We start from the raw sequence: 12,987 nt of genomic DNA, 5'->3' as shown, positions 1-12,987 counted from the left end.
CTGAAGGTCGTAGGTTCAAATCCTACCCCCGCAACCAAACATCACAACTCATCATGTTGTGGATTCTTGTTACAAGAATTACAACCATGAAGTCAAGTGGTGAAATTGCCAAGAGGCACGCAAGACCGCCCAATCAAGGAGGCGGCAAAATCATCCAAAGCCCTTAAATAGCAGAAAACCTCACGGTTGCAGCCATGAGGTTTGTGCTGAGATAAAATCTCGATAAGGTTTTTCCTACCCTTATTTCGAGGATTATTTTATCTCACTGGATAGTGCTGTCAATTGAAATACGCCCAATTTGCGTAGTGGAGAGATATGGCCTAAGTCCAGGGGATCCGGATGCTGCTGTAAGGCATGATACAGGAAAGCTGTAAGAACGGGATCGCCAAGCGCGGTGCCGGCTATATTCATACATTGATGTCGATTGAGAGCTATCAGCACAGCGAGACGTTCAGTAAAGCCAGAGCTTTAAATGTGATCTGTTTCGGGATGCCTGATCTGTCCTTTGCAGAAAAGACTTTTCTGTTGACCTGTATAGCGCGTTTGACCAAGGAACAGCTCACCTCAGGGGAGCTCCACGTCTGGATGGGGAGCACTTTGCTCGCATCCTTTTTAGGAATCTCCCAATCCTATCTCCGCCGCATCAAGGCATCTCTGGAACATAAGGGATTGATAGCCCGTTCCTATAATCACAGAAATCAGCCTCTCCAGGGAAAGGCGATAAACCTGGTCCCACTCTTTGCCCGACTGGAGGAGTTCTCCGAAGTCGGGGATCTACGTTTTAAAGAGGCGCGGGAGCGTCAGGATCATTTGCTTGAAGATCGCTCCTGGGATGAACTGGGTGAGGTGATACAGGAGGAGCGGGCAGGCGCTACCATAGGATCGCCTAACAGGAACTATAGAACAGATTGTTTAAAGCCTGTTACAGGCAGGGAAGGTGTCTGGGCAGATAGCGGTGAGTATGAGGAAAAAGAAAAACAGAGCAACCGGTCAAAGACCGCGGCAAGTGAAAGAGCTTTCTGGCGAGGGAGTGCCAGAGGATCAAAGACCCGGGATCTGGCTAAACAGCAGCTGGTCAAAGCGTTGCAGGTTTGTCCCCGTTGGGCCAAGTTTGTGACACGTGAGGATATCGAGCAGGAGAGGCATTCGCTGTTGTTGGCAGGTTCGGTCAAGTTAGCGCTGTCAGCTCTTAAATTGGATCGAAATCCAGAGAAAACCTTCGCCTGGGTTTATGAAAAACTGGGGTGGAAAGCCTGTATCGCTTTGGTGGTTGCTCTGGAAGATCCTTCTGTGCGCTCGGCAGACCGCTATCTCGGATATCTCGCCAAGTGTAAATCGATTGATCTGTCATCAAACTTTCAGCGTATCTCTGAAGGCAAAGACTCTGTTTTACCGCAGAAAAAATCAGAGGTAACGGGGGGGGCGAAAACAGCTGTTTCTGGGAATGACAAAACAGCTGATCTAACAGGTACAGCTGCAAAGAGCCCAGAAATGGAGATATGGCAAAGGGTACTAAAGATGATGGAACAGGACAATCCTGTCATCTTTCGGTCCTGGATAAACCCATTGGTTTTCATCAGCCTGGATAACGGGGTTTTACACCTCAGGGCCAGGAACCAGTTCACTATCGATCAGGTTATGACACTGCATAAGGAATGGCTCGTGGAGAGCTTGAAGAAAGCTGGAGCAATTTGTCTGGATATTTCTGTACGCAAATGCTGATTCATGATTCTCCCAGAAAACTGAGTAGCTTTAACGTCCGGCCAATTGTGTAAGGATTTGATCGTAATCAAACTCGATGTTGATTCTACTGTTGAACGCTCCTGAAGAGTTATCAAGAGCAGAAAAACAGTTGATACGTGCTATGCTGCTATTAAGTATTTCAAGTATCTGTTCATTTTCTGGCTCTTTCTGGTACCTAGTCAAGAGTTCCTGAAATTTTCTGACAAGCGATTGTAACTCCAGATCAGAGAGCATCGATCTGACATCGATCTCCTTCTGGCATCGGTTGATCTCGAAGAGGAGCCGTTGGCATTCGAGTTCTTTTTCGTCAAGAAATCGAAGGGTTTCAGANCGNACAGTCACTGTNTCAAAATGATCGAGCAGCTTTCTGATTTTAAGGCGTTTATCGTCCAGCNTTTTCTGTAAGCGGGATTGCTGNTGAAGGAATTGGTTCTTTTCCTGCTCCTTTCNCGCCAGGAAGTGCCTGAGTTTAGTGATGTCGAGAGACTTCATGGCATTGAGAGTGTTCTCAATCAGCGGTGGACGGTGGAGGTTTCTGTTGAGACAGTTTCTGTTCGGGCAGTTGTAGACCCCTGAGCGGATTGANCGAATGGNTTTGTTGTGGTCAGCACAATGCAACTTTCTGGTGATCAGCTGCAGGTCATANCGNCGNTCTTTGATTTGNCTTGCCCGGTGCTGCTTTACGGCCAGCCTGTTTTCTTCAAGCTTTTCATCTTTTCTTATGACGGCGCGTAACTTTTTGCGTTCCTGCGAGATACTGGATCTGACATCAATCAGGCTTTGGACCTCATCAAAAAGCCTTTCATCCATTATTGCCAGTTCTGGCAGAGGGACCCTGATCCATTGGCTCTCCGGGCGGATGATGGATAAGCGTTTGCCGCTATCGGGGTGTTTTTTGTAGGCCATCTTGTTAAAGGTGACGACACCTTTGTAGAGTGTTTGTCTTAGTATACCTGTTTTACGTTCTGCTGTGCCAATAAGAGTGGTCTTGATCCACTTTCCGCCTTTGGGGGAGGGTAGTGCAAGGCGATTAAGTCTTGTGCAAATCTGGGAAAGTGTTTGGCCTTCAAGATAATCCTCGAAAATGCTCCGGACTATTTCGGCTTCTGGTCTGTTAATCGTACGTTGACCGCTTGAGGGTTGGCCATTCTTGTACTCACGGAGGAGGTCATAACCATAGGTCTTGCCGCCGGGTACTGAACCATTCAGGACAGCGGCAACCATTCCTCTCCTGGTCTTGTCTGCCAGATCCTTGAGATAAAGCGCATTCATCGTTCCTTTCAGTCCGATATGAAGCTCGTTGATCTCTCCTTCCGTGATTGTTTCGAGAGGAATGTCGAGGAAAAGCAATTTTTTATAAAAAGTTGCAATATCAGATTGATCTCGTGAAAGTCGCGAAAGATCTTCACAAACAATCCGGTCGAAGCGATTGTGTAGTAAAGCCTCGATCAAGGCATGAATTCCAGGGCGATTTTGTACATTAGCGCCGGATATTGCCTCGTCGAAAAACACATCTGAAACCAAATATTTTTTCTGAGCGCACCAGGCTTTGCAACGTGCGATCTGATCTTTGGTAGATCTGGTTTGTTTATCAGAAGAATGTCGGGCGTAGATCGCGACTCTCATCAGTGGTCCTGTAACAGTTTATTTGCTGTTATAGGTCGTATTTTTCCTCACAATCAAGGGGGGAATATCTTGGCCTGAGTTAGCCTGAAATTTACTTTAAATCCAAAGTTCTTGGCCTATGTTGGCCCGTCTTTACTGTTGTTCGTCGCGGTTGGCCTTAGATTGCCTGTCTTGGCCTGAGGGGGATTGTTTTTCTGGCCTTAGCCAGCCTGTCGTAATGAGGGCAGGACGTGGAAAGTGGACCACTTTCCGTCTGCTGGCTTTATGCAGGTAACCTTATTCACATCAGGGATGCTCAATGGCAAGGTTGGGAGAGATGTATAATATTGGGAACACTGGATTCGTATGAAGGTGTTTATATTACTGAAAATTTTCGTGAAATATTGAGAGTATGAAGAATAACAAAGGTGTGGTTTCTAAATAGAGCCACCCGACACTCAGTGATTGACAGGTTGTCTTGTTTTGCTCTTTTATGTTTTGACCCGTATTGCGGGTGTGTTTGATCAGTCTTTCTTTCGGTGCAGTTTTCTTGTGCCGAACTTCAAATAAATACAGGATCTGTGTGATCTGATCTGGGGGGATCGTAATGGTGGGTTTGTCACGCCTTGGGCTGGCCGGATTTTATCTGGCCGGTACGCTGTTGGTCACGGTTGGTTCCGCTAGAGCAGAGACAACGGTCGCCGGGGCGCTTGAAGGCAGCTTTGCGGTTGATGACAGTGGGGCGGCAACCTACAGCATTCCACTTTCTGTCCCTCCCGGGATTGCGGGCAATGAACCGCGACTGGCGCTCTCCTATTCCTCACAGAGTGGTAATGGTCCTCTGGGTATCGGCTGGGGCCTGAGTGGTTTGTCGGCGATCACCCGCTGTGGCCAGAGCCTTGTGCCGCATGGCAAGATCCACGGGGTTGATTTCTCAGCTGAAGATCGTTTTTGTCTGGACGGACAGCAGCTTGTAGCGATCTCGGGTGACTATGGCGCAGCTGGCACGGAATACCGGACCGAGATCGAGAGTTATGCCAAGGTAATCTCGAACGGCAGTGTCGGCACAGGTCCTGAGAGCTTTACGGTCTGGAGCAAGGGCGGCCTTATCCTTGAGTATGGCAAGACAGACGACAGCCGGATTGAGGCGATCAAAGCTGATGGCACGGCGAGACCTGAAGCCCGCCTCTGGGCACTGAACAAACAGGCGGATCGTTCGGGCAACGAGATCAGCTACAGCTACACAGAAGACCAGAGCAACGGTAGTTACCGGATCAACCGGATTGACTACGGTAGCAATGCCACGGCGGGGACGGCTCCGACCTCCTCGGTACGCTTTGTCTATGAGGATCGAACAGATACAAGAACCTGGTATCAGGCCGGTGCAAAGATCAGCCAGGATAAACGCCTGAGCAAGGTCCAGACATTTGAAGCTGAGACACTCGTGTCCGATTATAGGATGGGGTATGACAACGAAGGACTCTCTGGCGGATCGAGGGTACTATCGATAACACAATGTACAAGTACAGATTGCTTGAAACCACAGGTCCTGACTTACGCTGCCAACTCTAGCGGCTGGACAGAAGCTGTTGGATACAAATCTCCAGACATACTTCGCGATTATCAAAGCTATCAGGAGCAACGGAGTGAGTTGCACGATATCAACGGTGATGGTTTACCTGACTGGGTGACTTCTTATGTTCGTAAGGCAAATGTTGGCGGCGGTGGTGCATTCAAGAATATTTGGCTTAATACCGGTTCTGGTTGGGTGGCTGATACTGTGTTTCAACAGCCGGATTATTTGCGTGATTACTATGCCATGGATGAGCAGCGGGGCGAGTTGCATGATATCAATGGTGATGGTTTGCCGGATTGGATCACGTCCTATGTCAGGAAGGCAAACCTTTATGGAGGTGGCGCATTCAAAAACATCTGGCTCAACGATGGTACAAAATGGGTTGCGGACACTGCTTTTCAGCAACCAGACTATTTGCGTGATTACTATGCGATGAATGAGCAGCGTGGTGAACTGCACGATATCAATGGTGATGGTTTGCTGGACTGGGTCACGGCCTATGTGCGCCGAGCTAATTTGTATGGTGGCGGGGCGTTTCGGAATATCTGGCTGAATAATGGTACGACGTGGGTCGCCAGTTCTGGGTACCAACCACCGACTCATTTTATTGATTATTATGCCATGGATGAGCGCCAGTCAGAGCTTCTTGATATCAATGGAGATGGGTTGGTCGATTGGGTATGGTCTTTCACGCGTCGTAATGATCTCTATGGTGGTGGGACACTCCGGAAAATCTGGCTGAATACGGGTTCTGGTTGGGCAGAGAGTACGGGCTATGTGCCCCCGACCGTCATGTGGGATTACAATAAAAGTTCTTCGAAACTGGGAGATTTTGTTGATATCAATGGTGACGGCTTACCTGATTGGGTTCAGGCTTATATTGATACAAATGGCAGTACGGTTAAGGGGACTTGGTTGAATACCGGGACGGGATGGCAGAAAGATCCTGCCTTTGATCTGCCGGGCGCACAGCACAATGTAAGCCAGAATCGTGAACTCGGTGCCTTTTTGGATGTCAATGGCGATGGCATTACAGACTGGGTACAAGCTACAGAAGAAAACGCTTCACGGACCACCTGGCTTGGAACTGGCCGGGGATGGAAGCAATCTACTGAGTATCAACACCCCAGTTATATCTCAAATCGGATATCGGGCTATACCGAAATTAAGGGTCAGTTTCACGATCTCAATGGGGATGGTTTACCTGACTGGGTAATGTCTTTTGCCCGTCCAGGAGTTGCCAATGGTGGTTTCCGGACGAGCTGGTTGAATGGGGGACGGGTTGATCGGGATCTTTTGACTGGGTTCACGACCTCGCGTGGCCATCAGACCGAGGTGAGCTATCAGCCGCTAACCAATAAGGACCGTTATAATAAAGGGAGCGGTGCAGTCTACCCCGAACAAGACTATGTGGCATCTCTTGCGGTCGTGAAGTCAGTGGAGCGGGATGATGGCATTGGTGGTAAGCGCCGGGTTGATTACAGCTATGCGGGGGCGAAGGTTGACGTCACGCGCCGGGCTTTTCTGGGGTTCCGTCAGATCACCTCAAGCGATGTCGAACGCGGTACGCAAACGATTACGGATTATCGCCAGGACTGGCCCTTCGCCCGTCGGACCGAGAAGGTCACGCGCCAACTCGTTAGTGAAGTGGCTGGTACCGTTATTCAGGGAACGAGTGGGACCTTGAGCAAGGTTTCGGGAGGCACCGCCTGGAATACCGGCGCTTATTCTTCAGAAAGCTTTACGGGTGCTGGCACTCTCTCAGTTGTGGCTAGGGCAAATACCTATTGGCTTGTTGGCCTTTCTTCCTCGGCCGGTGATTTGAGTGATGCCTCCATTGAATTTGGGTTGTATCAAACATCGAACGGTAATGTGTCGGTATATGAATCTGGCCAAGGCATGGGAACTTTCGGGAGTTATTCTGTCGGGGATATCTTGTCCGTTGAACGCACAGCCACAGGTATTGTTAATTACAAAAAAAATGGCGTGACGATTTATACCAGTCTTAAAACGTCTTCTCCAGATATTGCATTACTGGTTAATGCCTCGCTTTATCATGTCGGTACGACGCTGGGTGATGTGAGCTTATCCATCGCAGGCGGGCTAGCAAAGTCAGTGCACTGGATTACGGATGCCTCAGTAGAGGTTATTCCTACGAGCTCAGAACCTCCTGTCGACACTGTAGAAGTCAGCAGTGATGTAACGCGAATTTCCGTGCAGACAAATACCTGGGAACAGGCGCCTCAATCGACGGGGATTGTGGATGTGCGTCTTAAGAGCAGTAGCAATCAGCAGTATGAAATTAATTCATCTGACCAGGGGGCTCAGTGATGATGTTTGGGGACGGAAAAAAGAAAACGGCCAAATCTGAAAACACTGAGAATGTGGCAAAAGAAAACGAACTGGGTTCAGTTCTTGTGGGGGAAATAAGTATGTCTGGGTATAGAGATCAAGCGGGTAGTTTTAAAAGCTCTGGGTTGATGAGGTCTCTGTCCAAGTTCGTGATGCAGCCTCTGGCTCTGGCTGGTTTGTTGGCTGTACCTGTGTTGGCGCCGATGTCTGCGCAGGCGGCTGGGTTGGTCAAGACCACGACGGTGTCCTATACTTATGATGCCTATGGCAATGCGACCGAGGTGACGCAGACGGTGAGTGACGGGACAGCGGTCTTTACCAGCCAGACGGTCAGCACAGTCAGCAATGACGAAGCTACCTGGCTGCTGGGACGCCCGAGCCAGACCACGGTGACCAACACCAAGTCGGATGGCAGTTTTCTGAGCCGGACTTCGGCCATGACCTGGCAGGGCGATACGTTTCTGCCTGCAAGCACAACGGTGGAGCCGGGAGATGCCCAGCTGGAGGTGGTGACCAGCTACAGTTATGACAGCTTTGGCAATGCGACCTCGACCACGGTTTCTGCCGCGGGGCAGACAGCGCGCAGTTCCAGTACCGGCTTGGTCGGCGGATGGCCGCTTTGCGCTGAGCGGGGCCAATGCGCTGAACCATACGGCCACGGTGGTGGTGGACAGCCGCTTTGGCGTACCAGTCACCTCGACTGATGCCAACGGCCTTGTCACGACTTATGAATATGACGGTTTTGGCCGGCAGATCCGGGCAGTCAGTGCCAACGATACCGAGACGCTCACCAGCTATGCGCTCTGTTCCGATGCGGCGGTGAACTGTCCGGTCGGGGCGGTGGAGCGGGTCAAGCAGCAAACCCTGAAAAGCTCCAGCGGGACGGTGATTGCCTCTGACGCTCTAATCTATGTGGATCAGTTTGGCCGGGAAATCCGTAGTGAAAGCCAGGCGGCGGATGGTACGGCGATCTATGCCGATACGCTCTATGACAGCTTTGGCCGGACGATCAAATCCTCGCGCCCCTATCTGGCAGGATCAAACAGCATCAAATGGGCCGAGAGTGAATTTGACGTTCTGGACCGGGTGACAAAGTCAGTTGCCGAAAACGGGGCGATGAGCACAACGAGTTATAACGGCCTGTCGGTCAGTATTGTCACGCCGCTGGGGGAGACGGAAAGCCGCCAGAGCAATGCCCGGGGAGAGTTGATCCAGATCACCGATACCATGGGCGGGACGGTGTCCTACACCTATGATGCCTTGGGTAATCTGACCAAAACCACGGATGCGCTGGGTAATGAAGTGGTGATTGCCTATGACAAGCTGGGTCGCAAGATCAACATGGACGATCCGGATATGGGGTACTGGTCCTATAGCTACAACGGCTATGGCGAACTGGTCTCCCAGACCGATGCCAAGGGTCAGACCAGCAGTCTGACATATGATGTCCTGGGCCGTCTGGTGAGCCGGGTTGAAGCGGAAGGGACGACCAGATGGACTTATGACAGCGCGACCCATGGTATTGGCCTGCTGCACAGCGCGACAGGTCCAGGCGGGGTCAACCAGCCGGATTATGTCGAAACCCACAGCTATGACAATCTGACCCGCCCGACCAGCACCACGCGCCAGATCCGGGGCAAGGACTTTACCACCTCCATATCCTATGACACGAGCAGTCGTCTGGCCCAGGTGGTCTATCCGACAGGCTTTGCGGTGGATTACAGCTATACGGCAACGGGTTATCTTGATCAGATATCAAAGACTTCCGACAGTTCGCTGATCTGGAAAGCCAAAACCCGGGATGCCGAGGGACGGGTGCGGGAAGCCCAACTGGGCAATGGCCTGACCGAATGGAGTGATCTGGATGCTTTGGGTCGGGTAACCGGGCGGCGTTTGTCCGGTGGTCTGGGCTTGCAGCTTGATCTGGCCATGACCTTTGATCTGGTCGGCAACCTGACGGTCCGGGAAGACAAGATACAGGATCGTCGGGAAAGCTTTGGCTATGATGCGCTCAACCGCCTGACCTCGAACCTGCTGGTCAGGACTTCGGACAGTACTCAACTGGCCAGTACCAGTTACGGCTATGACATCATCGGCAACATGACGCTGAAGTCTGATCTGAGCCACGGCGGAGTCATGACCTATGACCCGACACGGCCACATGCGGTGGCGACCGCCAAAGGCGGCAGTTATGCCTATGACCTCAATGGTAACCTGAGCAATGGCGGCGGCCGTATGGTCAGTTGGACCAGCTTTAACAAGCCTTCGATGATTGATGCGACGGCAACGCTCAGTTCAACTTCCTTTGTCTATGGGCCGGACCGGGCGCGGATCAGTCAGTTTATCATTGAGGCAGGCACCTTTACCGAGGTGGCCTATGCTGGATCGTACTATGAGGAACGCACCGAAGTCACATCTGCCGGGGTTCAATCCGGCACGATGGAGCAGATCCACTATATCCGTGCCGATGAAGCCTCACTGGCAATCCACAAGATCGAAGTGGCGGTGGATCAGACCACCACCGAGAAAACCCGCTGGATGTCGCTGGATCATATTGGTTCGACCACAGTGATCACGGATGAACTGGGTAACGTTGAGGAACGTCTGTCCTACGATCCACATGGCAAACGCCGGGAAGCGGACTGGCTCGAGGCCAGCCTGCCGGTTCGTCCAAACTTTACCCCGCGCGGTTTTACCGGGCATGAGCATCTTGATGCTGTGGGCATCATCCACATGAACGGCCGGGTCTATGATCCTGAACTCGGCAGGTTCCTCTCGGCTGATCCGACAGTTCCTGATCCGCTTTTTACCCAGAACTTTAACCGCTACTCCTATGTTTCCAATAATCCTCTGTCTTATGATGACCCAACGGGCTTTGGTTATGCGGATGATCATGCTCATTCAAACGGTGGAAGATCGGTAAATAGTCACTCACCTGGGGTTGCCAAAGGTAGTGATGCGATAGGAACCAACAGTCTCAACACCCAGAGAATGGCATCAACTCAAGGCTGAGTGGGATCGGTATAATGCTCCGACAGTTGGAGTGATCGGGGTTGAGTATGAAGCAATTGGGCAGATGGCTTTGCGTACTCTGCCGGGGACGCAGTTTGGACCTGTAAATCCAAACATGCCACTTCCTGATTTTGGCTTTAGTTTGCCGAATATACCAAGCCCATTGGATTGGGCTGATATTGTCATGACAGGAGCACTTAGTATAGCTGTTGCCCCGGATCTAGTTCCTAACAAACTTGAACAACTTGTGACCACGATAGAATTCGGAATGCTTGTAACCCCACAAGGGTTAACAATACCGGAAATAACAGTCGTATCATCTATAAAGGAGGTCTATGATTCTCCAAGACATGCTCCAAAATATCCAGAAGGATTTATTGGTGCTCCAAATGGTCGAACAGTGCGTCCTATGAATAATAAACAATTAGAGGCGGAGTTGAGACAGGTGGATCCGGGCAAATGGAATAAAGTATATCATGATGGCTGGGCGAGGAATGGTAGAAAAGTTTCTGTTCACTATTTCCAAGGGCCATCGGGAAAAGCGTTTGATGTAAAAGCTAAACCCGGATGGAGCGGTAAATAATGATGAATTCGGCAGAGAAGAATTATAAAGAGAAGTTGATGCTTATTTTTAGTGTTGGCTTATGTGAGTGTCTAGAGGCAGGTGTGATTGAAATTGTGGAGGCTGAAAGACTTTTGTATTCGCCAAGGGTGATGGATCAACTTGAAGAATTTGGTTTTAGCAAAGGGCTTATCAATCTAATTCATATGGGCACAGAATTAGAAGATATTGAATCGCTTCTTCCTGAAAATTTAGAAGAAGAGTTTCAAAACATGAAAAATCATGCCCTAAAAAAATTAAAGAAGAAACCAGAAGTCGATTATGAAATAACGAGATGGACGGAAAAGTTTATAGGGTAGTTATGCGCTTTTTCATCTGTTTTAAAATGGAGCACTAGTGATTCGACGTCCTCTTTCCGATATCATCGTTTTTGAATCTACTCTCTCGGCGGAATTACTGAAGATCGGGAAACTAGACTCTGCCAGCCTGTTACGCTTGCAGACAATCCAGCAGGAAACCGGGGAGCGGCTTAATTCGCTGGTCTCAAAACTTGGCCTGGTGGCAGAGCGGGATCTGGCGGAGGTAAGGATAGTACAACTTTAGCTTCTATACTCCGCGGATATGAACGACCAAAAGATAATAATGGGGTGCAGGTAGCTTGTGGACCTTGTGTCCTCTTGATTCCTCCTGCGATAGCCATTGTAGAAAATATGTTAGTCGTTACAGTGGTGGTCGGGTCTGGTGCTGTTGTTGTGTCGCAATCGCCAGTGCTTAATATAAATCCACCAGTGCTTAATATAAATCCAGAGGATATTACAGTTGAGGATATAATTAACGATCCTCTTGCTGCGACTGACAGTAGTAAGAGTGAAAAACACGGAGATAAGGGAAGAGCGCTTGATAAGGCAGAACAACAAATAAAAGATATAGATGAAGCACTACAAGACCCGGGTATATCTCGTAAGGAGAGAGATAAGTTAAAACAGAAGAAAAAAAACATAATGAGAGATGCTCATAATAAGAGAAAGGGTGAGGAGCACTCACGAGGTCCTAAAAGATAATAAAGGCTTTGGGAGTTGTAGGTGGTTAAGTAGAGAGTGACTGAGAGGTTTCATCGAGATGGATTGTATTTGGATTCCCAATATTAGCCTTGGTCCTTTTAAAATAGGTGAAAAAATATCTTATTATGAAAGCAGTATGGGTGTTTATTTAGATCCTGATTTAGAAGAAGAGTACAATGTACCAAATTCGGAAATTTATCTATCCACTGAAGCAGGTCGCATAAATATGATTTATAGTTATGAGACCTGCTTCTATAAAGGCATCAATATTATAGGTTTAAGCATCCAAAATGTGCCGAGGTTACTTGGTTGGAATGCGGATGAAGTGGGGGGGGGAGTAGAATATGATAACAGTGATGTTCAATACCCCTATGAATTTGAAGATCTAGGACTAAGACTCTGGGTGAAAGATAGCCGAGTGGTATCAGCCGCTGTAACTTGTTATCCGGATGATTGATTGTACAGAGATGGTAATTGGTTGACAGAGACTGTTCAGAATTCTGTGTCAGCGTGATTGATCAAATATCCAAGATTCATCTAATCGCCCCTCAAAATAGATCGAGAGCTGTGAAAATGTCAAACTCCTGTTCTGTATTGGCATGGTCCATTTCTTTGAAGCGTTGTGAATTCCAACATATAGCAGCTTCAACAGACTGTTTTCGTTTGGGAACGCCCCCTTGGTTTTGGTCAGCTTGCGGAACTGCCGATGTACCGCCTCAATGGCGTTGGTGGTGTAGATCACCCGGCGGATATCAGGCGGGTATTTGAAGTAGACGGAGAGGTTCTCCGGTAATCCTCCCATTTTTAATGGGCTCATTCAGTAGAATTTACGCAGCCATTTTCAGTTTCATTGCAGGCGTGATACCGCCAATGCCCATGTTGGGGCGTTCGTTGTTGTAAGTCCATAGCCATTGTGTGGCCAGATCCTGTGCCTCCTCGATTGTTTCAAAGATATACTGGCCAAGCCATTCACCACGAACCGTGCGGTTATAGCGCTCGATATAAGCATTTTGTTGTGGCTTGCCTGGCTGAATATATTCAAGCTGGATGCCGTGCTTATCGGCCCACGCCATAAG

The 12,987-nt window shown here is 49.3% G+C and carries 11 protein-coding genes and 1 pseudogene; 9 read left to right on the top strand and 3 right to left on the bottom strand.

Features of this window, described 5'->3' with window-relative positions; all coding sequences use genetic code 11:
• The first annotated feature begins 354 nt into the window (after nucleotides 1-354).
• Nucleotides 355-1,722 carry a DnaA N-terminal domain-containing protein gene (locus B152_RS0112750; RefSeq protein WP_020592818.1) on the top strand — a complete coding sequence of 456 codons (1,368 nt, stop codon included), beginning with the start codon at nucleotides 355-357 and terminating at the stop codon, nucleotides 1,720-1,722.
• 30 nt (nucleotides 1,723-1,752) lie between these two features.
• Here the strand turns inward: B152_RS0112750 and B152_RS25395 are convergent, their stop codons facing one another.
• Nucleotides 1,753-3,369: a recombinase family protein gene (locus B152_RS25395; protein WP_020592817.1), complete on the bottom strand. Its 1,617-nt coding sequence runs from the start codon at nucleotides 3,367-3,369 to the stop codon at nucleotides 1,753-1,755.
• Between the two features lie 586 nt (nucleotides 3,370-3,955).
• Between B152_RS25395 and B152_RS0112740 the strand changes: the two genes are divergently transcribed.
• The 8 genes from B152_RS0112740 (at nucleotide 3,956) to B152_RS0112705 (ending at nucleotide 12,368) form a co-directional block, all read left to right on the top strand.
• Entirely contained in the window at nucleotides 3,956-7,255 is a 3,300-nt protein-coding gene (locus B152_RS0112740; protein WP_020592816.1) for a SpvB/TcaC N-terminal domain-containing protein, read from the top strand.
• A 149-nt stretch (nucleotides 7,256-7,404) separates the two neighbouring features.
• Nucleotides 7,405-7,980: a hypothetical protein gene (locus B152_RS26125; protein WP_169337422.1), complete on the top strand. Its 576-nt coding sequence runs from the start codon at nucleotides 7,405-7,407 to the stop codon at nucleotides 7,978-7,980.
• Entirely contained in the window at nucleotides 7,940-10,288 is a 2,349-nt protein-coding gene (locus B152_RS0112730; RefSeq protein ID WP_169337421.1) for an RHS repeat domain-containing protein, read from the top strand. Before B152_RS26125 ends, B152_RS0112730 begins: the two co-directional genes overlap by 41 nt.
• 64 nt (nucleotides 10,289-10,352) lie before the next feature.
• Nucleotides 10,353-10,871, top strand: a complete 519-nt coding sequence (locus B152_RS0112725) for a hypothetical protein (RefSeq protein WP_157231079.1) — start codon at nucleotides 10,353-10,355, stop codon at nucleotides 10,869-10,871.
• The gene (locus tag B152_RS25390) at nucleotides 10,871-11,209 is read left to right on the top strand and encodes a DUF3969 family protein (RefSeq protein WP_020592813.1); all 339 of its coding nucleotides are present in this window, start codon (nucleotides 10,871-10,873) and stop codon (nucleotides 11,207-11,209) included. Before B152_RS0112725 ends, B152_RS25390 begins: the two co-directional genes overlap by 1 nt.
• A gap of 37 nt (nucleotides 11,210-11,246) precedes the next feature.
• On the top strand, nucleotides 11,247-11,453 hold the full coding sequence (locus B152_RS0112715) for a hypothetical protein (protein ID WP_020592812.1): 207 nt from the start codon (nucleotides 11,247-11,249) through the stop codon (nucleotides 11,451-11,453).
• 44 nt (nucleotides 11,454-11,497) lie between these two features.
• Nucleotides 11,498-11,911 carry a hypothetical protein gene (locus tag B152_RS0112710; protein ID WP_157231078.1) on the top strand — a complete coding sequence of 138 codons (414 nt, stop codon included), beginning with the start codon at nucleotides 11,498-11,500 and terminating at the stop codon, nucleotides 11,909-11,911.
• Nucleotides 11,912-11,969: 58 nt separating this feature from the next.
• Nucleotides 11,970-12,368, top strand: a complete 399-nt coding sequence (locus B152_RS0112705; RefSeq protein WP_020592810.1) for a hypothetical protein — start codon at nucleotides 11,970-11,972, stop codon at nucleotides 12,366-12,368.
• Between the two features lie 48 nt (nucleotides 12,369-12,416).
• Here B152_RS0112705 and B152_RS0112700 read toward each other — a convergent pair.
• Nucleotides 12,417-12,695: pseudogene (locus B152_RS0112700) on the bottom strand (transposase); the annotation flags it as partial.
• A 43-nt stretch (nucleotides 12,696-12,738) separates the two neighbouring features.
• Nucleotides 12,739-12,987, bottom strand: a 249-nt coding sequence (locus B152_RS0112695) for an integrase core domain-containing protein (protein WP_020592808.1), incomplete at its 5' end; no start/stop codon positions are given.

Origin of the sequence: Kiloniella laminariae DSM 19542 (assembly GCF_000374005.1) — a bacterium.
GTDB lineage: Bacteria > Pseudomonadota > Alphaproteobacteria > Kiloniellales > Kiloniellaceae > Kiloniella > Kiloniella laminariae.
This window is presented reverse-complemented; position numbering and strand designations above follow the sequence as displayed.

Coding starts and splice junctions, on each gene's coding strand:
- B152_RS0112750 (WP_020592818.1), top strand. CDS start 355: ATGATACAGGAAAGCTGTAAGAACGGGATCGCCAAGCGCGGTGCCGGC.
- B152_RS0112740 (WP_020592816.1), top strand. CDS start 3,956: ATGGTGGGTTTGTCACGCCTTGGGCTGGCCGGATTTTATCTGGCCGGT.
- B152_RS26125 (WP_169337422.1), top strand. CDS start 7,405: ATGAGGTCTCTGTCCAAGTTCGTGATGCAGCCTCTGGCTCTGGCTGGT.
- B152_RS0112725 (WP_157231079.1), top strand. CDS start 10,353: ATGGCTTTGCGTACTCTGCCGGGGACGCAGTTTGGACCTGTAAATCCA.
- B152_RS25390 (WP_020592813.1), top strand. CDS start 10,871: ATGATGAATTCGGCAGAGAAGAATTATAAAGAGAAGTTGATGCTTATT.
- B152_RS0112705 (WP_020592810.1), top strand. CDS start 11,970: ATGGATTGTATTTGGATTCCCAATATTAGCCTTGGTCCTTTTAAAATA.